Raw genomic sequence first — 19,189 nt, 5'->3', positions numbered from 1 at the left:
GCCAGCTGCCCCGGCCCCCACATCCGCGCATGCTCTGGCTCTGGCCCAGGTCGCGTCATCGTGGCAGATCCCGCGCGCAGGGCTGATGGGCGGCGCATCACGGACCCAGCCAAGCTCATCCCGCCGCTGCCGGATCTGTTGGATGCGTATCCCGGCGCAGCACTGGCCATCAAATGCGCGCCCGGCATTGACTACTCGGACTGGCACGGGCTAGTCAGTGTGGTCAGCGTCGACGGGGGAGTGAAGGAAGCGTGCCTCTACACACCAGATTTCGCGGATCATCACCGGGAAGCAGTGGTCATCCGGGACGGCTTTACGGAGACGGTGACAGATGATGGGGGCACGGTGGACGTCGATAAGCCAAAAAGCTTCATCATCGATCCTGATGGCGCGATTGTGCGCGCTGGCCTTGTGCAACAGTGGGGTGCACGCCACGGGTTGACCATGCTTGATCCGCACATTGCATACCTGTCGGGAGATGTACTGCCGGACGGCTACTCGGGGTTTCCTTTCATTGAGCAGGTCCCGCTGAAGAAACTGCGGCCCGCACTCCAAGCGCATGGCGCGGGTGCGTTGGAAATTCTCGTGCGCGGTGTTGATGTGAATCCTGATCAATTGCGTACCAAGCTGAAGCTGAAAGGCTCGCGCCCGATGGCTGTTGTCATCGCGCGGGTGGGGGACAGTGCTACGGCCTTCATCTGCGGTGCGCGAGTGCGCTAGGCTTGAGCTTTGCAAAAATCTTGACGGAAGGTGACTTTTTCATGCCCACCATTGCTGTGCTGGTGAAAAACGTGCCCGACACGTGGTCGGCGAAGACCCTCGAGCCGGACAACACACTCGACCGCGCGAGCGCTGACAATGTCCTCGATGAAATCAACGAATACGCCGTTGAGGCCGCGCTGCGCCTGCGTGAAGCTGGTGACTACAAGGTTGTCGCTGTCACGATGGGGCCGGAAGGCTGCGAGGAAGCATTGCGCAAGGCCATCGCGATGGGCGCGGATGATGCAGTTTCGCTTATCGACGACGCCTTGGCCGGCTCCGATGCCATCGGCACCGCCTGGGCGTTGCACAACGTGCTGAACACACTTGATGATGTGGTAGTGGTCGTTGCGGGTAACCAGTCCTCGGATGGTGAAACCGGAGCGGTGCCTGGTCTCTTGGCAGAGTACCGCCAGGTGCCAGCCTTGACGCAGGTACATGGGCTGCGCATCTCCGGTGACACGATCGCTGCCACCCGCGAGGATGAGCACGGCACCTGGGAGCTGGAAGCGACGCTGCCGGCGCTGGTCACCGTGACGGAGCTGGCGGATAAGCCTCGGTTCCCCAACTTCAAGGGCATGAAGGCCGCGAAGAACCACGAGATCACGCGCCTGAGCCTGGCTGATATTGGTGTGGATCCGGCGCAGGTGGGCTTGGCTCACTCCGCTACCTCTGTTGTCGCCGCTACTGAGATCCCTGCCCGTACCAGTGGTGAGATCCTGGAAGGCCCTGCCGACGACATTGCCGAGCAGGTTGTTGCCCGCCTGGCCGAACAAAACCTCATTTAAGGAGCCTTGATTCATGCACGTCTACGTACTTGTTGAACACACAGGCGCGACCTTGAGTCCCATCACCGGCGAACTGATCACAGTTGCGCGCCCGCTCGGTGTTGTGTCTGCTGTGGTTGTTGGTGCACCCGGGGAGGCCGCTGCGCTGGCGCCGTCCTTGGCTGAGCTTGGTGCTGCGCAGGTCATTGATGCGTCTGCCGCGGATTACACCTCGCGCTTGATCACCCCTGAGGTGGATGCGCTGCAGGCTCTCGGTGCGGCGAACCCGGCACCCATTGTCATTGCGGCTACCGCGACCGGCAATGAGATCGCTGGCCGTTTGGCCGCTCGTCTGGGGGCCGGTGTACTGACCAACGTTGTGGGCATCGCTGCAGATAGGACTGCCCACCACGAGATCTTCGGTGGTGCTTATAAGACCACTACTGCCGCCGGTGGTTCGACCCCGATTTACACTCTGCGCCCGGGTTCCGTGAAGGCCGTTCCGGAAGCTGCCGCGGGTCAGCTCGCACCCATGCCTCTCCCTGCCGCCACTGAGCGCGATGTCCGCGTGACATCCTTCACTCCGAAGGTGCGCGGCGACCGCCCTGAACTCACCCAGGCAGCCACGGTTGTGTCCGGTGGGCGCGGTATTGGTGATGCGGACGGGTTCCGGGATTACGTGGAGGGCCTCGCGGACGAGCTCGGTGCCGCTGTCGGTTCCACCCGCGACATCGTGGACCTGGGCTACGCCGACCCGGAAACCCAGGTGGGGCAGACCGGTGCCACTGTGTCCCCAGACCTGTACATCGCTTTGGGTATCTCGGGCGCGATCCAGCACACCTCCGGTATGCAGACCTCGGGCACCATCGTTGCTGTGAACCAAGACCGCGAAGAGCCGATCTTTGCTATCTCCGACATCGGCGTTGTTGCCGATGTGGAGGAATTCGTGCCCGAGTTGATCAAGGCGCTACAGGCCCGCAAGCAGTAAACCTGTGGTGAGCTACTTCGATCACGCCGCCACCACGCCGATGCGTCAGGTGGCGGTTGACACGTGGGTGGAGCACGCCCACTTTCTCAACCCCGGTGGGCAATACCGCTCCGGCCGTGAGGCCAATGCCGTGCTGTCCCAGGCACGGGAAACCATCGCGGGCATCCTTGGCGCGGATCCCGTGGAGGTGATCTTCACCGGCTCCGGCACGGAAGCTGATAACGTGGCCATCCGCGGGTTCGCTGCAGAACCAGGTGCGCGCATCGTGTCCACCCCGATTGAGCACCCGGCGGTGCGGGAAACCGTCGCGGACCTGGCCAAGCACGGCGCATCCGTTGATCTGCTGTCGGTGGGTCTGGACGGGCTCGTGCAGCTTACCGACGCCCTTGATCAGCCCGCCTCCGTTGTCACCTGTATGTGGGCGAATAATGAGACTGGCGCGATTCAGCCGGTCACCGAGATCGTTTCCCGTGCCACCGCCGTCGGCTCACCCGTCCATGTGGATGCGGTGCAGGTGGTGGGCCATCTCCCCGTGGACTTTAACGCCCTCGGGACAACAACACTCGCCGCCAGCGCCCACAAATTCGGTGGGCCGCGTGGCGTCGGGATCTTGCTAGCCCGACGTTCCCCAACTCCTGCCCCGGTGCTCACCGGTGGGGGACAGCAGCGTGGCCTGCGCCCCGGAACTGTTGACGTCGCGGCAGCTGCCGCCACCGCTGCTGCGCTCGAAGAAGCAGTTGACGAAATGGGCGCGGAGAATAAACGCCTCTCACAACTTCGCGACGAACTCATCGCCACCGTCACTCACTCAGTGCCCGGCTCCTACGCGACGGTTCTTGGGGCAGACCAGCCAACAGAGGTTCTCCCCGGGCACGCGCATCTGACCTTCCCAGGCGCCAACGGTGACGCGATGATCATGCTCCTGGATAGCCACGGTATCGAGGCATCTACAGGTTCCGCATGCAATAACGGTGTGAACCAGCGCAGCCATGTGCTTGAGGCGATGGGCTTGCCCGATGATCATGCGGATGGCGCTTTGCGCTTCACCCTTGGTCGCACGACGACGCAGGATGACATCGACCATCTTGTCACCGTTCTCCCCGATGTGATTGAGAAAGCGCGCAGCGTGGGATCTCTTTAATTAAGTTTTTTGCGTGTCGCATGATGCGTGTGTGACTTAAGTGAACTACGGTGCAAAACATGACTCGTTTTATGCGCCCCGCAGCCCTGCTCGCATCCGCTGCAATCGCCCTTGGCGGCGTCATGGCCGCCGGCAACGTTCACGCTGATAGTCCTGCTGACTGGATCAATGGTGTGGATGTTTCCCACCATCAGGACACCGGTGGTGACTCCATCGCGTGGCATGAGGTGCGCGACGATAACCACAAGTTCGCCATCATCAAGGCGACCGAAGGTCAGGATTACACGGACAACGCCTTCGCAAAATTCGCGCAGGGCGCCATCGACTCCGGCATGGCAGTGGGTGCCTACCACTACGCCCGTCCGGCAAAGGACCCGGTCTCACAGGCACAGAACCTGGCCCGCGCGTACAACTCAGTGCCGGGGCTGTCCTTGCCACCGGTCCTCGACATTGAGGTTGATGAAGGCCTGAACCCGGACGAGCTCAAGGAGTGGACCCGCACCTTCCTCACTGAGGTAGAAAACGAGACTGGCCGTCGCCCGATGCTGTACACCTACCGTTACTTCTGGCTGGAGCAGATGGGCAACACTGAGGAATTCTCCGACTACCCGCTGTGGCTGGCTGCCTACCAGAACAAGGCGCCGGCACCGGTCGGTGGCTGGGACAAGGTGGATATCTGGCAGCGCTCTGAGTCCGGGAACGTGGCCGGCATCAACACTCCGGTGGACCTGAACCTGTTCAACGGCAACCACGGCCAGTTCGCACGCTTCACCGCTGGTGATTTGGGCGCCACCGGCGGCATCCTGGAGCCGTTGCAGGATCAGCCGATCGAAGGGGATTTCTCCGATTCACTGCAGGTTCTGGAGCAGTCCAACACGGCTCTTGCGGCCGCGATCCTCGGCCTGGCCTCGGGCATCCTTGCACCGGAGCAGGTGGAAAATGCTGCACAGAACTTCGGTTTTGACTCTGGAGATGCGCACAACATCGCGGACACCGCCCGCCGCCAGATTGAAACCGGCACCCTGCCGATCGACGACCTGAACAAGATGATGGTCGGAGACGACTACTCCGTCGGCGACCTGCTTATCCTCCTGGACAACGCGAATAAGCAGAACGAAGTCAAATAGTCCACGAGCTAGTCCTCGCGCGGCGTTGCGGAAGCAGCCATGTCGCGGGCCCAGTTGTCACCTTTGAAGTGAGCGGGCACACCACCCCCGAGCAACCTGCGGGTCAGCTCGGGGTTTTCGCGTATCTCCGCCCGGGAGCCGAGCAAAATGATGTTGCCGTAGCGCCGGCCCTTCAACATCGGCGGATCAGCAATCACAGCAAGGTGCGGGAAAACTTCCGCCATGCCCGCCAGCTCCTCGCGCGCCTCTTTCAGGTCACCGCGCGAACCACAGTTAGCCACGTACAAACCAGTCGAGGAGAGGGAGCGGAGGCAGTGGTGGAAGAAGGTGAGCGTCGTTAAGCTGCGCGGAGTCGTTGCTGACTCGAAGACATCGCGGATGATCACATCGCGCGACGCCTCGACGAACCCATCGGTGACATCGCGCGCGTCGCCCACCCGGATCTTCACGAGTGGCGCGCGCGGAATGTCGAACTTCTCCCGCGCGAGCTGCGCCAAATCCATGTCCCATTCGACGACCGTGTTACGCGAATGCGGCCACACGTGCGCGAAGTAACGCGGCAGCGAGCACCCCGCGCCACCTAGATGCGTCAGGCGAGGTCTATCCCAGGAACGCGTTTCCTCGATCGCCGCCGCAATCCACCGCATGTACTCAAAGTCCAGCCGCTCCGGCTCACCCGGCACGATGTGCGAGCTGGGCACACCGTTCACAAGCAACAGCATCGACCCATCCGGTTGGTGGATGATCTCCGCGACACCGGTGTCAATCTCGAAGGTTTCGCTTTTCTGGGGCATAGTCGCTGAGATTACAGACGTACATCCGTTGTCCGGAGATAGGCCGTGGCGGCGAACCATCCGGCCACAGAGAGCGCGAGTGATCCGAACACGACTTGAGCGACCGTCGCCGTGCTGATCGCGCTGGCTCCTGCCACTGCGCTGCTTCCTAGCCAGAGGGTGTCGCTGAGCAGTCCCGGCGGCAAGACAAAGCGGGCGAACGTCGCGCCTGAAGCAAGGACGCCGAAGGAGAAGATGCTTGCGACCAATGCGATGGCGACGGGACCCGCAAAATTGCGAATCACCATCGACAGGAAAGACTGCCACGCGGACACCGCGGTGGCGGGCAGCAACGAGAGAAGCGCGACCGCGAAGAATGTTCCGGGCGGCGTACCGGGCACGCCGAGGGCGAGTCCGACGACGATGGCCAGTACGACGAGTGCTGCCTGCATCGCCACCGCCACGAGCGAGATCGCTGCGATCTTGGAGGCAGCCAGGCTGCTTGCGGAGCGGGTGGAAGTGAGCAGAGAAAGCCAGTTGTGGCCACGGTGTTCCACGCGCCAGGCGGCGGAGGCGATGATAGCGATTCCGACTGTCATGAAGATCATTCCGTAGAAGAGCATGATCTGGGACAGATAGCTCGTCCATCCTGAATCGAGTTGGCCTTGGTTGCCGGCGTAGTTGCCGGCTCCGATTGCCACTGCTATGAGCGGGACAAGGGTAAGGACGGCCCACATATGCGACCGGCGAAATTTCGTGAGGTCGTTGCGCAGCAAATTCATGTTTCTAGAGCTCCTTCCGGTCGAGTATGCGGGTTGCCACGGTGACAACAGCGGCGGCGGTGATGATGTAGGTGCCCCACGCGAACCAGTGCGGGGAAGTTGGTGTGATGCTTGTTTCGCCGAAGGTGAACGGGGTGAGCATGGCGAAGTATCCGAAGGGGTTGATGGTGGCCAGCCACGTTGGCGAGAGCAGCGCGGCAACGCCGAGGAAGCCTCCGACGACACCAATGGCGAGGACGACGATCTGGGAGTCAGTCACCGCAGCTAACCACAGCATGACGCCGAGCAAGGCCAGCGAGGTTCCGATTGCGCCAAGGCCGAAGAGTAACCAGGCCTCCAGCATGTCAGAGCCAGGGGCGGGGGCGCCCATGAGGAGAGGCATGACAAAGACGCCTGCGAATTCAACGAGTTTGAGCACGGCCACGAGCACCGCCGCCACTGCGAATTTGCGCACGATCAACGTGCCTGGCGGCACACCGGCAATGGCGTTGAGACGCCACCCGCCGTTGACGTTCTCAGCGTCCGCCACGCGGCTGGCCACGACCGCCAACTGCACCGGCGACAAGAACGCCAGAGCCATGCAATATCCGACAAGATGGGCGGCCCAGGACGATTCGGGGTCCGCGCGGAAGTCGTCCAGGCGGCCTTCGACGAAGAGATTCATGCCGGCGAACAGGACAATGCCTGCGCACAGGAGGAACCCGAGCAGCACGACCTTGGTGCGGCGCAGCTTAGCGAATTCGATGATCATGCGCTTAAACCCTCCCGTCCCGTTAGTCCGATGAAGATCTCCTCCAGGCTGCGGCGCTTGCGCACGACCTGGTGGAGTGGAACACCGTGTCTGACCAGGTGGGCGCAGGCATCGGCGACTTGGGTGTCACTGAGCCCCTTCACCTCGAGTCCGCCGGCAACCTGCACGGGGTGCAGGGCTGCCAGAAGTGAGGCGGCGACATCCGCGGAGGGGGTTTGGATGAAGATGTCGGGCAGTTGGGCGTCGTAAAGCTGCTGCTGCGAGCCCTGAAAGATAAGCGTGCCACGGTTGATGATGGTCAGATTCGAGGCCATTTTCTCGATCTCGGAGAGCAAGTGGCTGGATACCAGCACAGTGCGGCCTTCGTCGCGGGCGAGGCTGACGATGAGCGCGCGGATCTCCTCGATGCCCGCCGGGTCGAGGCCATTGGTGGGCTCGTCGAGGATGAGTAGCTGCGGGTTGCGCGTGAGAGCCATCGCGATGCCGAGGCGTTGTTTCATGCCCAGCGAGTAGTTCTTGACCAGCTTGTCCATCTGGTTGCTCAGCCGCACGAGGTCGATCGCGCGTTGCGCATTAGCTTCCGAGGCACCGAAGAGTCGCGATGCGATTTTCATGTTCTCGCCGCCGGTTAGATGCGGGTATGCGGATGGTGCCTCGATAAGCGCGCCCACGCCGGCGAGCACCTCGGGGCGGGTCGCGCGGTTCATGGGCCGCCCGAGCATCTCAATCTCGCCACTGGTGGGTGAGACCAAACCGAGCAGCATTTTCATGGTGGTCGATTTGCCCGACCCGTTCGGACCGAGCAGCCCGTGCACGGTACCGGGCTTAACATCCAAGCCAAGGTTGTTGACCACGGTTGTGCCACCGTACGTCTTTGTCAGACTTTCTGTCCTGATGATCGATGATGTCTCCATGCACTCAAGGTTCCCGCACGACCAGGGGCTTCCGCGTCGGCGCGGGGCATGATCTTCGCTGTCCTACTCGGGTATGACGCGCTCTAGGAATCCAGCAAGTCTTTGCGCGCAACGAGTCCGGTCCGGTACGCGAACAGCGCGGCGTGGACACGGTCGCGTGAGCCTGTTTTCGCCAGGACACGCCCGACATGTGTCTTCACCGTCGGCATGGAGATGAACATCCGCTCGGCGATCTCCGCATTCGACCAACCACGCCCGACTGCGACCAGGATCTCAGTTTCGCGCGCAGTCAACTCGTCCAAGGCAAGACGATCGGCGGGAGCAAGTGGCATATCGGCCTCAGTAGAAGAAGAGCTGAGCTTATCGACGACCCGCTTCGTCGCCCTCGGCGAGATCACCGCATCCCCGGCCGCAGTGGTGCGGATACCGCTCAACAGCGTGTCTGGCTCTGCGTCTTTGAGCAGGAATCCACTCGCGCCCGCGGACAATGCCCCCATCACGTAACCTTCGTCGTCGAATGTGGTCAGAATGATGACCTTCGCGTCCGGGAAGTGCTGCGAGAACTGGCGTGTGGCTGCGATGCCGTCGAGGACCGGCATCTGGATGTCCATGAGCACGATGTCGACCGGGTTAGCGGCCATCGCCTCCAGGGCCTCTTCACCGTTGCCAGCGAGCCAGCCCACCGATAGGTCCGGCTGGGAGTCCACCACAGCGCGGATGCCGTGGAGGAAGAGCAGCTGGTCGTCGACGAGACCGATGGAATGGGTCATGGCTCGACCCTATCTGTTTGCTGTAAAGGCAGGCGCGCTTCGGTGAGCCAGGTGTTGTTGTGGGAGGGGGAGGAGGTAAGGGAGCCGTCGATAAGCGATGCTCGCTCGCGCATCCCGCGGAGACCGTGACCCTGCTGGTGTTTGGCGCCGGGCGTGAACCCATTTTCGAGGCAGATTGCAGCCTCGGTTGGATGCCAGGCAACGGTGAGCCGCGCAGTGCCGTCACCGTGCTTCATCGCATTGGTAAGTGCCTCTTGGACGATGCGGTGGATTGTCAGCGTCGTGCCCGGGTCGAGTGGGGGCAGCGTGCCTTCGACGCTGTAGTCGATGTCGAGTCCGCCCGCGCGGGTAGTGGCGACAAGACCATCGATATCGAGTGCGGGAACGAGCGGCTCGACAGGGCGCTGCTCCCCGCCACGCAGTAGGCTGAGGACACCGCGCATTTGGCGCAACGATTCCCGGCCGACCGTGCTGATCGTGCGCAGCGCGTCGTCGGACGAGGCTCCGTAGCGTGCGCCGTCGGCCTGCGCCACGATGACGGTGAGAGAATGCGTCACAATGTCGTGGATTTCGCGGGCGAGATGCGCGCGCTGTTCAGCTGCCACACGCTCGAATACATCGCGCTGGCGCTCGAGCTGGATCTGTAGTTCCTTCGCTGCCGCTTCCTCCGCACGGTGCCGCAGTTCACCGAGAAGGAAGGCAATGACGAGCAACGTGACGCTCCATGCGATGTACGGGGCGCGCACAGGCAATGGCAACGTCACCAAAGCTGGGGCGATAAGCGTCGTCGCGGCGATGTCGCCGGCAAGGAGCATGGTGGCCACGACATACCGTACGGGTGCGGGAAGGTGGCGCGCGATGATGTAGGCGGTGATCATCGCAACACCGATCACCCCGGTTGGTAGTTTTTCAGTGCAAGAGCAGGCTGCGAGCACCACGACGCACGACGCAATGGTCACCCACGGCCAGCGACGGCGCGTGAACGGCGCGGCACCCGCGCATACGACAAGGGCTGCGTCGAGCAAGCCGAAACCTGTCGCGAACGGGCTGATGAGGCAAAACGCCACGAGCACGAGCGCTAGAAGTACGTCCCGGGGTCGAATAAGCTCAACCTCCACATGATTGGTCATGCTTTGCCAGCGTAATTTCCGGGCGCATCACTGTCGTCGTACCGTGGTACCACTTTGCGGGTCGAGCATTTTCTGTCCCGCGGTGACGCGACTACACTCACGCCACGTGCGAGTTCTGGCAGCAATGAGTGGCGGCGTCGATTCCTCCGTGGCGGCGGCGCGACTCGTCGATGCCGGACACGATGTCGTCGGCGTTCACCTCGCCCTGAGCAAGGACGCGCAGCAAACCCGCGAATCCGCGCGTGGCTGCTGCTCGATCGAGGACTCCGCCGACGCGCGCCGCGTGTGCGACAAGCTGGGCATTCCGTTCTACGTGTGGGATTTCTCCGACCGCTTCAAAGAAGAAGTCATCGATGACTTCGTGGACAGCTACGCCCGCGGGGAGACCCCCAACCCGTGCCTGCGCTGCAACGAGAAGATTAAGTTCGCAGCACTCCTCGAGCGCGCGATGGCTCTCGGCTTCGACGCCATCGCAACAGGCCACTACGCGATTATCGACGCCTCTGGCAACCTCCGCCGCTCCACCGATGCCCTGAAAGATCAGTCCTACGTCCTCGGTGTGATGACGCGCGATGAGCTGGACCGCTGCATCTTCCCAGTTGGCGACACTGAGAAGCCACAGATCCGCGCGGAAGCCGCCGCCTATGGCTTCTCCACCGCGTCGAAGCCAGATTCTTATGACATCTGCTTCATCCCGGACGGCAATACCCAGGCGTTTTTGGGCAAGTCCATTGGCATGCGCCCCGGCATGATCGTTGACCAGGATGGCGCGGAGCTCAAAGAGCACGACGGTGCTTTCCAGTACACGATTGGTCAGCGCAAGGGCCTGAATATCCGCGTGCCAGCTGCCGATGGCAAGCCACGCTACGTTACCGATATTGATACTGAAACCGGCACCGTCACTGTCGGTCCGCGTGCGGCTCTCGAGGTGACCACGATCCACACTGACCGTCTCAAGGTTCTTCACCCCGTGATGTCCGAAACTTCCGAGGGCGGAGATCCGCTCTCCGCTCTCGTGCAGATCCGTGCCCACGGCGGTGTGGTGAAATGCCGCGCTCATGTGGACCTAGAAGCCGACACCATGACCCTGGATCTTGCCGAGCCGCTCTCCGGTGTTGCACGCGGCCAGGCTGCCGTGCTGTACCTGCCAGACCCTGATGGGCTGGGGGACATCGTGCTGGGTTCCGGCACGATCTGCGGGACGGAGTCAGCGTGACGGCGTTTGGCCTGGGGTCTATGCCCGGCACCGACCTTGCGCAGGCCGCGGACGTCGTGCTCTCCGAGCTACCGACACCGCACCTTCCGCAGCTACCTGCCCGTGGAGTGGGCTCTGATCTCATTGGTCGCACGGTCGCGCTTTTGCCACTGAACCTCGATATCGGACCGCGCTCCTGGCGGGTCACACGCCGCCCACAGATCGCCACCATGCGTGCCCGCGATCAATTCGAACGTGGCCTTGATCTGCTCGAGGAACTCTGGGCTGGCAAGGTCACCGAACTCAAAGTCCAGCTCGTAGGCCCGTGGACTCTCGCCGCACAGCTCGAAATGGCCAATGGCCACCGCATGATCACGGACCGTGGGGCGACACGGGATATTGCAGAGGCCTTGGTGTATGCGGCGGCGGAGCATAGGAGAGATGTGGAGAAGCGATTCGGCGTGCCAACCATCCTGCAGCTCGACGAGCCGGCGCTCGAGAACGTGCGAGGTGGAACGGTCAAAGGAACGACGGACTACGAGGAGATCCCTGCCGTTCCCGACGAGCGTCTCCTGGAGGCCTACGAGCCCTTCGGCGAGCACCTCCTCAACGCGCCGGAACCTTTGTACGGGGCCGACTGGTTCACCGTGAACCTAGCAGGGGAGTTCGACTGGGATGCTCTTGCCGGCGCGTTCGACCGTGGTGCGCGGATCGCGGTACCGGTGATGAAACCGCGCGATGTGTTCAACATCTTCGACCAGCTACAGATCGATCCGGCATTAACCAAAATCGACGTTTACGCGGAACCTGGTCCGACGCTGCTGGCTACCGCGGCGAACTATAGCGCCGCAGCGGAAATGGCAGACGCGATTGCTGCCACGCCGAAGTAAGGGACTAGCTGATCATGGGCCACGCGGTGTTGATGCCGGAGGTATCACGGCCGCGGGATTCCATGTATTTGCGGAAGTCCGTCTGAATTTCAAAATGCTTGACAGCTTGGAATTCCATGAGCTCATCCAGGTCCTTCTGGGCCAGCTCCGGCCAGACGGAATTGACCTGCTTCCAGGCGATGCGCGCAGCAGCCATCGCGTCAGAGGTGGCTTCGTGAGCATTTTCTAGCTGCACACCATAGTGCTCCGATAGTGCGCCGAGATTGCGCTTGCCGCCCTTGCGGTAGCGGTCCATCGCGCGGTCAATGAGCAGCGGATCAAACACCGGGCCAGTCACGGTGAAATCGCCGGTCAACGCGCGCAGCACCGTCAGGTCGTACGGTGCATTGAACACGATCAGGGTGAAACCGTCGTCCCAGGCCTGCTTGATGGTGTCCACGGTCTCCTTCAATACCTCACTATGCGGGCGACCTTCCGCGCGGGCCTTTTCCGTAGAGATGCCATGGATCGCAGCGGCCTGTTCAGGGATCTCCACGCCAGGGTCGGCGAGGTGTTCGGTGGCGGTGACCTCGCGACCGTCGATACGCACGAGTGCAGAGGTAACAATGCGTGCCTCCAGCGGATTCGCCGAGGTGGTTTCAAGGTCGAAGGAGAGCATCCGCGACGCGTCGAATGTAGGCATGGTGCTCATTCTAATGAGCGACGCGACACCCACATCTTGACCTTGCCCCAAGGTCAACGTTCACACTAGTGCCATGGGTGATTACACGATCGGAGAAATGGCCGACATGCTCGGCCTGAGCACTAAAGCGCTAAGGCATTGGGAGGCGCGCGGTTTGTTGGAGCCAGCCCGTACCTACAGCGGGTACCGGATGTATTCAGATGCTGACGTGGAACGCTGCGCAGCCATCGCGCTCTACCGCGGCGTGGGCATGTCGCTGGAAAGCATCGCCGAGCTTATCGACGCCCCCTCGCACACCCTCCGATCCGCCCTGAACCACCACCGCGCCGAGTTGGCTCAACGGCTTGCTGCTGTGAACGAGCAGATCAAGGCGGTGGATGAACTTATTAATGAAACTGTGAAAGGACAGATCAACATGGACGCAATGAAGAAATACCTCGGGGAGAAAATGCCGGAATACCAGGCGGAAGCCGAGGAACGCTGGGGTGATACTGCCGAATGGGCGCAGTCCCAAGAGAAACTGGCGCAGATGGGTGAAGACGACTTCGCCCAGCTACAACGCGACCAGGAGGCCTTCGCCGCGGATCTGGTTGCTGCACGAGACGCTGGGGTGGAGGCTGGCTCTGAGGAAGCCTCCGCGCTCGTCGCTCGCCACCGAGAGATGATCGGGCAGTGGTACGAGGTCACCCCGTCCCGTCAGCTCATCCTGGCGCGCATGTATGTCGGTGATGAGCGCTTCCACGAGGCGTACAAGGGGGCGCAGGAATACCTGCTGGAGCTCGTCGAAAAGCATGCTGCGACTGAGGGCGTGGATGTGAACAATCCGGAGTGGTGAGTAGGGGAGTCCTTGGGTGGTTCCCGTTTCTGCGTATCTACACTGGGGCAGCGTGACTGAGAATAACGGCAGCATCGATAAGGATCTCCTCCGCGAGTGGGATGAACTGGCCAAGGAGGTCCGCCACCACCGAGACCTGTACTACAACGGCGACCCGGTGATTACGGACGCGGAGTTCGATGAGATGTTCCGGGCCCTCCAGAAACTGGAGGCAGAACACCCAGAGCTGGCGGTGCCGGATTCGCCGACAAAGGAAGTCGGTGCGGCGGTGACGGACTCGGCCTTCGCGGATGTTGAGCACCTTGAGCCGATGACCAGTTTGGACAACGTGTTCTCAGCCGAAGAGCTCGCGGAATGGCTGGCCAAAACCCCCGGACCCTACCTGACGGAGCTGAAGATCGACGGCGTGTCCATCGACCTGGTCTACGAGAATGGCACACTCGTCCGCGCTGCCACGCGTGGGGACGGTCGCGTGGGCGAGGACATCACCGCCAACGCCCGGGTTATTGAGGACATCCCGCACGAGCTTAAAGGCGACGCACCGGCACTGGTGGAAGTCCGTGGTGAGGTGTTCATCCGCCCGGAGGACTTCCCGGAGCTCAATGAACTGCGCCAGAAGGAGGGCGGCAAGCCGTTTGCCAACCCGCGAAACACCGCAGCTGGTGGCCTGCGCCAGAAGGACCCGGAGGCGGTGCGCAAGCGTAAGTTGCGCATGATCTGCCACGGCATTGGCGCGCGCGAGGGTGTGGAGCTCACCTCCCAGCATGAGGCGTACGAGAAGCTTGCGTCCTGGGGTCTGCCCGTTAGCGAATACACCAAGAAGGCTTCGACCGCGCAGGAGGTCCAGGACGCGGTCACTTACTGGGCTGATCACCGCCATGATGCCATCCACGAGATGGACGGTGTGGTGATCAAGGTCGATGACCTAGCCACACAACGGCAGCTCGGTTTCACATCGCGCGCGCCACGGTGGGCGATCGCGTACAAGTACCCGCCGGAGGAAGTGACCACGAAGCTGCTGGATATTGAGGTGTCCATTGGTCGTACGGGTCGCGCTACGCCGTATGCCGTGATGGAACCGGTGTTCGTCTCCGGGTCCACGGTTGCGATGGCCACGTTGCACAACCAGACGGAGGTCAAACGCAAAGGCGTGCTCATCGGTGACACGGTGGTGGTACGTAAGGCCGGCGAGATTATTCCGGAGGTCCTCGGCCCGGTCGCCGGTCTGCGTGACGGCACTGAGCGCGAGTTCGTGTTCCCCAAGGATTGCCCGGCGTGTGGCACGGAGCTCGCGCCCGCGAAGGAAGGCGATGCGGATTGGCGTTGCCCGAACACCCGCTCGTGCCCGGCGCAGCTCGGCGCGCGCCTGGAATACATCGGTTCCCGCGGGGCCTTCGACATCGAAGCTCTCGGCGAGAAGGGTGCGCATGATCTCATCGCATCGGGAGTGCTTATCGACGAATCCACGCTTTTCGACCTCACCGTCGACGACTTGGCAAAATCCAGTGTGTACACCACCCAGAAGGGCACGGTGAATGCGTCGGGTAAGAAGCTCCTGAGCAACCTGCAGGAGAAAAAGACCACTGACCTGTGGCGCGTGCTGGTGGCCTTGTCGATCCGCCATGTTGGTCCGACGGCGGCGCGGTCTTTGGCGGCGCGCTACAAGTCCATGGATGCGCTGCGTGCAGCCTCGGTAGAAGACCTTGCTGAGACCGACGGTGTCGGCACGATCATCGCCGAGTCCTTCAAGGATTGGTTTGAGATTGACTGGCATGTGGACATCGTGGATAAGTGGGCCGCTGCTGGCGTGACCATGGAAGATTCCGTCGAGGACGCAGCACCCCAAACGCTTGAAGGCCTGACCATCGTGGTCACCGGAACGCTGGAGAACTTCTCCCGCGACAGCGCCAAGGAGGCAATCCTGTCCCGCGGTGGCAAGGCGTCGGGTTCGGTGTCGAAGAAGACCGACTACGTCGTGGTGGGGGAGAACGCCGGTTCCAAGGAGGAGAAAGCACGCGACCTGGGCATCACCATCTTGGACGAAGCCCAGTTTGAACAGCTGCTGGAAACCGGCGAGATTTAGACCGAATCACCAGGCTTCATAGTCGTTGTCGCGCCCAGGCAGCGACTTGAAGAAGATCTCTTCATCCCCACGGGCCTGCCCCAGAATGAGGAAGAAGAGTGGGGAAGCATCCAAATTGGGAAGCTCATGGACGACACTGTTCATGAGCTCTGCCACCTCGCCCCATGGGTCCCGACGGATTTCCTCGGCGAAGACCCGCCAGTCAAAAACATTGCCGTATTGCAGGGTGGCGGCGTACACCTCGTAGGGCCACGAGGAGATCGGATCCTTTGGCGATGCCGAGACGTTTCGGAACATCTGCGGACGAATTACGTGAGACATGCAGCCAACTCCTTACACGTGGCTTCTACCCGTGACCATGAATTCCAATCGGCTGAAACACCCTTGTAGTTCGCAAGCGAATCTCGATTCCGGGTGTCTGCAGGATTCGGTGCCGCCAACATGAAGATCAGCTCGGAAAGCACTGAACCATCGGTTTCGGTCATCTCGGAGTAGTACGAATCGATGTTGGAAAGAATCTTGCAGGCTGTCTTGATGCCTAATTGGGAGCTAACGGCAGCTACGTCGAGATAATCGCGCACTTGGTTTCGACGAACGATGAGAAAGGCCTTTGTGCGTAGGACTTCGGCAATTGTAGGAATCCGGAGGGTGTCCCCCGATGGGAGAGTGATCTCTTCGATCTCTAATGGGGTTTTGCGTCGTAAGTTACGAAGACCAGCTTGATAGTCATCGAGACTGCCCATAATCGTCATTGGCGGCTTGGAAGCGCGTGGATCGGTAGTCCAGCCCTCGAGCGCCATAACCGATTCAAGAACTGCGTCGTACCGTCCTTGAAGGTTCTGGATCACGTGATCATGATCGAACGACATGCGGTGGCCAGCGTAGAAAACGGCCGCACTTCCTCCGACGAGTACGGCATCTGGCGCCACTTTCTGCAGCTTCGCCGCAGACTCGTAGAGCTTTTCCATATCGTTCATGTTCACAAGGATAGTTGGCTGCTAACCGTTGGATTCGGTTGTACCTTCTTGGGTCAACAGACTCGCTGATTGGAGGCCCACGAGGATGGCTGCCCAAGCCGCGAAGAGCCACCAGACAAGGATCGGGATGGATTCATTCCAACTCATCCCTCGGGCGATGAGAACCACTACGAGGGATGTGACAACTGCATCCAAGAAACCAATGAATGGCTTCTTCTTGCGCATCAAGCTGAACGTCGATAACCCGAGCAAGACTAGAATGACAATTAGGCTGATCATGGGCGCGTACCTTTTACCAGTTCAATTCCAAGGTCGTCGACGTCGGCTTCACTCGAATTAGCGACGAATGCGGCGCGAGGATGTGGTGATTCTGGGTCCCAGACGAGCATTGTGCTGTATCCGCCGGTTCCGCCGTTGTGGAAGATATATGTTGTGTCGTCTTCCTCAAAATCCGCCCAGCCGAGCTCCGGGCCACCGTGTGCGACAACCCAGTCGACATACTTGGCAATGTCGTGTGCAGTGGAACGGATGGCGCCTGCGGGAGCCCATCCGTTCATATCCCAACGCTCGGCTTTACGGCCGTTGAAAGTGAGACCCTGTGGGTGGCCGTCGACGGTGCCCGGCATGGCGAGGAAAGTCGAGGCCATTCCGGCTGGCTCGAAGATCCGGGTGCGCAACAGCTCTTCATAGGGAGTGTCAGCGTTGACAGCGAGGAGCTGTCCGAGAAGGGCGTGACCGTAATTGGAGTAGTTTTCTTCGCCACGATTTTTGAGTTCTGCTTGCTTGGCAGCTTCCAGAATGTCGTTCGGGGTGGCATCCTTGTACGGATTGCCGCCATTGCGGAGCAGGGACAGCACTAGGTTGGCAAAGCCCACGCCTTCCAGTCTGGATAGGCCGGAGGTGTGATTGAGTAGTTCCTTAATGGTGACATCAGCAATTGGGGTTCCTGCAGCATCGATAATGTCTTGGACTTGGGTATCCAGGCGAAGGGAGCCATTTTCAATTTGTTGGCGGGCCAGCTCGCCGTTGAAAGTCTTGGTCAGGGAACCGATCTCGAACTCGGTGTGTTGGTCGGCTCCCAGGCCGCCGAAGCGGACCTCGCCACCGTCGTAGATGAATCCGGCGAGTTGGTGGTACCCCTTGGGGGCGTGGGCGACGAGCACCGATGTAATTGTGTCGTCGCCAGTGTGGTCTGTAGCGGAATCGATGGGGCGAGGGCCGAAATAGAGCAGTAATGAAAGAGTGGCCAGAGCAGCGGGGACGCCTACGGCGATGCGGCGGATATATTGCTGGCGCATTAGTGGTCCTCTCCGGCGGCAATGATGGTCAATAGGGGAATGACACGGGAAGACCTGACTTCGTAGCGGCCGTCGAGTTTGGCAATCCAGCCGGCGCTCTGAAGGGCGCCAATGTGGTGATAGGCGGTGCCGGTGGAGGAAACAAGGGCTTCGTCGACAAGCTCGGCGACTGTTGCGGGCGCCACCAAGAGTCGGCGGAGGATAGCGCCTCGGACTGGATGTGCGATCGCGGCGATGCGGTGAATGTACTCGTTCCACTCGCGGCCGGTGAGGTAGTCGGCGCTGCGTTCCCATTGGTACGCGTACTCCCGGCCGTCAAGTGTGACGGCACCTCCGAAGACGACGGATCCATGATGGTCGTGATCGGAAGAGTTCGAGCACTGGATCTGGTCCACGACCCAGAAATCTCCCGAAGACGATGAAGTGGGGGAGGATTCGAGGGCAGCGACTCGGGACTCGAGAGCTTTCAGGCGCTCCAGGATCGTTGTATCGGTTTCATGGGAAATGGAAATTTCCTGTTGCATGACTCTAGAAATACGGAATCACTGGCAATCTGTCAAGCGTGAAAGAGAAAAAGCGCGCCGAAGCGCGCACGAGTCAAAGGGGGTGGAGGGTGCTGTTTAGCGGACCAAGGCTCCCACGATGGCGCCGAGGTCGCCGATGTGGCTGACCTCGGAAGCGAGGAAGTCCGGACCGCCTGTACGGCCGACCACCATGTAGAGGCCAGTGGTACCCAGGGGCGTGATGGCCAGGGTGGAGTCGAGGAGCCACCAGGCATCGGGGACCCACGTGTCGGTGTCATCGCGGAGGATGCGGGCATGGGAGACGTCGATAAGCTGGGGTGCGGAACCATCATCACCGGGCGCGGCCTGGGATGCGGCGACACGCTCGCTGCCGGTGGCGGTTTCGCGGAGGACCACAGCCCAGGACGACGTCAACGCCATGGGCATGACGGAGACGAGCTCCTCCATCGCGGCGGGCAGATCGTGGACCTGGTGGGCCACGCGAGCGAGCATTTGCACCTGCTCGCGGCGATCAACGCGGCCGGTGAAGGGGCGGATGGAATCCACCTCAACACCCTTGACGGATGCGGCGGCGGTGATGAGGGAATCAACCATGACGCCGGTGGGAAGTTCCACCACAATGTCGTCGGTCACCATTGCGGCATCGCCGGCAAAAACTGATTCCACGATGTCTACGGACTTGATATTGGCGTCGACCATTCCGAAAGCCTCGGCGAGCTCACCAAGACTGCCGGGGGTGTCTGGAAGGACAACACGGATCAGGTAGGACATGACATCTCGTCTCGTTGAAATTCAATTGGGGT

At 61.3% G+C, this 19,189-nt stretch carries 22 protein-coding genes; 9 read left to right on the top strand and 13 right to left on the bottom strand.

Annotated elements, in window-relative coordinates; translation table 11 throughout:
• From F4V54_RS02060 to F4V54_RS02040, 5 genes are all read left to right on the top strand, one after another.
• A partial coding sequence (locus F4V54_RS02060; RefSeq protein ID WP_428840480.1) for a THUMP-like domain-containing protein occupies positions 1-720 on the top strand: 720 nt, incomplete at its 5' end.
• Between the two features lie 41 nt (positions 721-761).
• Positions 762-1,547 (top strand): electron transfer flavoprotein subunit beta/FixA family protein, encoded by a 786-nt coding sequence (locus F4V54_RS02055; RefSeq protein ID WP_034664161.1) that lies wholly within the window; start codon positions 762-764, stop codon positions 1,545-1,547.
• A gap of 13 nt (positions 1,548-1,560) precedes the next feature.
• A complete protein-coding gene (locus F4V54_RS02050) occupies positions 1,561-2,514 on the top strand; it encodes an electron transfer flavoprotein subunit alpha/FixB family protein (protein WP_150386066.1) in 954 nt (317 codons plus the stop codon).
• Positions 2,515-2,518: 4 nt separating this feature from the next.
• On the top strand, positions 2,519-3,655 hold the full coding sequence (locus F4V54_RS02045) for a cysteine desulfurase family protein (protein WP_150386065.1): 1,137 nt from the start codon (positions 2,519-2,521) through the stop codon (positions 3,653-3,655).
• A 59-nt stretch (positions 3,656-3,714) separates the two neighbouring features.
• Positions 3,715-4,782, top strand: coding sequence for a glycoside hydrolase family 25 protein (locus tag F4V54_RS02040; protein WP_150386064.1), 1,068 nt, complete (start codon positions 3,715-3,717; stop codon positions 4,780-4,782).
• A gap of 8 nt (positions 4,783-4,790) precedes the next feature.
• Here the strand turns inward: F4V54_RS02040 and F4V54_RS02035 are convergent, their stop codons facing one another.
• From F4V54_RS02035 to F4V54_RS02010, 6 genes are all read right to left on the bottom strand, one after another.
• Positions 4,791-5,576 (bottom strand): spermidine synthase, encoded by a 786-nt coding sequence (locus tag F4V54_RS02035; RefSeq protein ID WP_150386063.1) that lies wholly within the window; start codon positions 5,574-5,576, stop codon positions 4,791-4,793.
• 11 nt (positions 5,577-5,587) lie between these two features.
• The gene (locus F4V54_RS02030) at positions 5,588-6,337 is read right to left on the bottom strand and encodes an ABC transporter permease (RefSeq protein WP_102723775.1); all 750 of its coding nucleotides are present in this window, start codon (positions 6,335-6,337) and stop codon (positions 5,588-5,590) included.
• A 4-nt stretch (positions 6,338-6,341) separates the two neighbouring features.
• Positions 6,342-7,088: an ABC transporter permease gene (locus F4V54_RS02025; protein WP_052092829.1), complete on the bottom strand. Its 747-nt coding sequence runs from the start codon at positions 7,086-7,088 to the stop codon at positions 6,342-6,344.
• Positions 7,085-8,002, bottom strand: coding sequence for an ABC transporter ATP-binding protein (locus F4V54_RS02020; protein WP_150386062.1), 918 nt, complete (start codon positions 8,000-8,002; stop codon positions 7,085-7,087). Before F4V54_RS02020 ends, F4V54_RS02025 begins: the two co-directional genes overlap by 4 nt.
• Positions 8,003-8,085: 83 nt before the next feature.
• Complete coding sequence (locus F4V54_RS02015) at positions 8,086-8,772, bottom strand: response regulator (protein WP_150386061.1); 687 nt, start codon at positions 8,770-8,772, stop codon at positions 8,086-8,088.
• Entirely contained in the window at positions 8,769-9,902 is a 1,134-nt protein-coding gene (locus F4V54_RS02010) for a sensor histidine kinase (RefSeq protein ID WP_150386060.1), read from the bottom strand. Before F4V54_RS02010 ends, F4V54_RS02015 begins: the two co-directional genes overlap by 4 nt.
• Positions 9,903-10,008: 106 nt before the next feature.
• Here F4V54_RS02010 and mnmA point away from each other — a divergent pair, with 106 nt between their 5' ends.
• Positions 10,009-11,118, top strand: coding sequence for a tRNA 2-thiouridine(34) synthase MnmA (gene mnmA / locus F4V54_RS02005; RefSeq protein WP_150386059.1), 1,110 nt, complete (start codon positions 10,009-10,011; stop codon positions 11,116-11,118).
• Positions 11,115-11,987, top strand: coding sequence for a uroporphyrinogen decarboxylase/cobalamine-independent methonine synthase family protein (locus F4V54_RS02000; RefSeq protein ID WP_170253086.1), 873 nt, complete (start codon positions 11,115-11,117; stop codon positions 11,985-11,987). Before mnmA ends, F4V54_RS02000 begins: the two co-directional genes overlap by 4 nt.
• Before the next feature lie 4 nt (positions 11,988-11,991).
• Here the strand turns inward: F4V54_RS02000 and F4V54_RS01995 are convergent, their stop codons facing one another.
• Entirely contained in the window at positions 11,992-12,669 is a 678-nt protein-coding gene (locus tag F4V54_RS01995; protein ID WP_034664165.1) for a 3'-5' exonuclease, read from the bottom strand.
• Between the two features lie 73 nt (positions 12,670-12,742).
• Here F4V54_RS01995 and F4V54_RS01990 point away from each other — a divergent pair, with 73 nt between their 5' ends.
• Both F4V54_RS01990 and ligA read left to right on the top strand, forming a co-directional pair.
• A complete protein-coding gene (locus F4V54_RS01990; protein WP_150386058.1) occupies positions 12,743-13,504 on the top strand; it encodes a MerR family transcriptional regulator in 762 nt (253 codons plus the stop codon).
• A 73-nt stretch (positions 13,505-13,577) separates the two neighbouring features.
• A complete protein-coding gene (ligA, locus tag F4V54_RS01985; RefSeq protein ID WP_150386075.1) occupies positions 13,578-15,587 on the top strand; it encodes an NAD-dependent DNA ligase LigA in 2,010 nt (669 codons plus the stop codon).
• Positions 15,588-15,593: 6 nt separating this feature from the next.
• Here ligA and F4V54_RS01980 read toward each other — a convergent pair whose 3' ends face one another.
• The 6 genes from F4V54_RS01980 to F4V54_RS01955 all read right to left on the bottom strand — a co-directional run bounded on the left by F4V54_RS01980 (position 15,594) and on the right by F4V54_RS01955 (position 19,157).
• Positions 15,594-15,908 (bottom strand): hypothetical protein, encoded by a 315-nt coding sequence (locus tag F4V54_RS01980; RefSeq protein ID WP_150386057.1) that lies wholly within the window; start codon positions 15,906-15,908, stop codon positions 15,594-15,596.
• Complete coding sequence (locus F4V54_RS01975) at positions 15,896-16,564, bottom strand: hypothetical protein (protein ID WP_150386056.1); 669 nt, start codon at positions 16,562-16,564, stop codon at positions 15,896-15,898. The genes F4V54_RS01980 and F4V54_RS01975 overlap by 13 nt, the downstream gene beginning before the upstream one ends.
• Before the next feature lie 21 nt (positions 16,565-16,585).
• Positions 16,586-16,843, bottom strand: coding sequence for a hypothetical protein (locus tag F4V54_RS01970; RefSeq protein ID WP_150386055.1), 258 nt, complete (start codon positions 16,841-16,843; stop codon positions 16,586-16,588).
• Positions 16,840-17,862: a serine hydrolase domain-containing protein gene (locus tag F4V54_RS01965; protein ID WP_249041199.1), complete on the bottom strand. Its 1,023-nt coding sequence runs from the start codon at positions 17,860-17,862 to the stop codon at positions 16,840-16,842. Before F4V54_RS01965 ends, F4V54_RS01970 begins: the two co-directional genes overlap by 4 nt.
• Positions 17,862-18,386 carry an ArsR/SmtB family transcription factor gene (locus F4V54_RS01960; RefSeq protein ID WP_150386054.1) on the bottom strand — a complete coding sequence of 175 codons (525 nt, stop codon included), beginning with the start codon at positions 18,384-18,386 and terminating at the stop codon, positions 17,862-17,864. The genes F4V54_RS01965 and F4V54_RS01960 overlap by 1 nt, the downstream gene beginning before the upstream one ends.
• 96 nt (positions 18,387-18,482) lie before the next feature.
• Positions 18,483-19,157, bottom strand: a complete 675-nt coding sequence (locus F4V54_RS01955; protein WP_150386053.1) for an ACT domain-containing protein — start codon at positions 19,155-19,157, stop codon at positions 18,483-18,485.
• Between the last annotated feature and the right edge of the window lie 32 nt (positions 19,158-19,189).

Source organism: Corynebacterium tuscaniense, assembly GCF_008693065.1.
GTDB lineage: Bacteria > Actinomycetota > Actinomycetes > Mycobacteriales > Mycobacteriaceae > Corynebacterium > Corynebacterium tuscaniense.
This window is presented reverse-complemented; position numbering and strand designations above follow the sequence as displayed.

Excerpts from the sequence above, each read along its gene's own strand:
- F4V54_RS02055 (WP_034664161.1), top strand. The coding sequence starts at position 762 with ATGCCCACCATTGCTGTGCTGGTGAAAAACGTGCCCGACACGTGGTCG.
- F4V54_RS02050 (WP_150386066.1), top strand. The coding sequence starts at position 1,561 with ATGCACGTCTACGTACTTGTTGAACACACAGGCGCGACCTTGAGTCCC.
- F4V54_RS02040 (WP_150386064.1), top strand. The coding sequence starts at position 3,715 with ATGACTCGTTTTATGCGCCCCGCAGCCCTGCTCGCATCCGCTGCAATC.
- F4V54_RS02035 (WP_150386063.1), bottom strand. The coding sequence starts at position 5,576 with ATGCCCCAGAAAAGCGAAACCTTCGAGATTGACACCGGTGTCGCGGAG.
- F4V54_RS02030 (WP_102723775.1), bottom strand. The coding sequence starts at position 6,337 with ATGAATTTGCTGCGCAACGACCTCACGAAATTTCGCCGGTCGCATATG.
- F4V54_RS02025 (WP_052092829.1), bottom strand. The coding sequence starts at position 7,088 with ATGATCATCGAATTCGCTAAGCTGCGCCGCACCAAGGTCGTGCTGCTC.
- F4V54_RS02020 (WP_150386062.1), bottom strand. The coding sequence starts at position 8,002 with ATGGAGACATCATCGATCATCAGGACAGAAAGTCTGACAAAGACGTAC.
- F4V54_RS02015 (WP_150386061.1), bottom strand. The coding sequence starts at position 8,772 with ATGACCCATTCCATCGGTCTCGTCGACGACCAGCTGCTCTTCCTCCAC.
- F4V54_RS02010 (WP_150386060.1), bottom strand. The coding sequence starts at position 9,902 with ATGACCAATCATGTGGAGGTTGAGCTTATTCGACCCCGGGACGTACTT.
- F4V54_RS01995 (WP_034664165.1), bottom strand. The coding sequence starts at position 12,669 with ATGCCTACATTCGACGCGTCGCGGATGCTCTCCTTCGACCTTGAAACC.
- F4V54_RS01990 (WP_150386058.1), top strand. The coding sequence starts at position 12,743 with ATGGGTGATTACACGATCGGAGAAATGGCCGACATGCTCGGCCTGAGC.
- F4V54_RS01980 (WP_150386057.1), bottom strand. The coding sequence starts at position 15,908 with ATGTCTCACGTAATTCGTCCGCAGATGTTCCGAAACGTCTCGGCATCG.
- F4V54_RS01975 (WP_150386056.1), bottom strand. The coding sequence starts at position 16,564 with ATGAACGATATGGAAAAGCTCTACGAGTCTGCGGCGAAGCTGCAGAAA.
- F4V54_RS01970 (WP_150386055.1), bottom strand. The coding sequence starts at position 16,843 with ATGATCAGCCTAATTGTCATTCTAGTCTTGCTCGGGTTATCGACGTTC.
- F4V54_RS01965 (WP_249041199.1), bottom strand. The coding sequence starts at position 17,862 with ATGCGCCAGCAATATATCCGCCGCATCGCCGTAGGCGTCCCCGCTGCT.
- F4V54_RS01960 (WP_150386054.1), bottom strand. The coding sequence starts at position 18,386 with ATGCAACAGGAAATTTCCATTTCCCATGAAACCGATACAACGATCCTG.
- F4V54_RS01955 (WP_150386053.1), bottom strand. The coding sequence starts at position 19,157 with ATGTCCTACCTGATCCGTGTTGTCCTTCCAGACACCCCCGGCAGTCTT.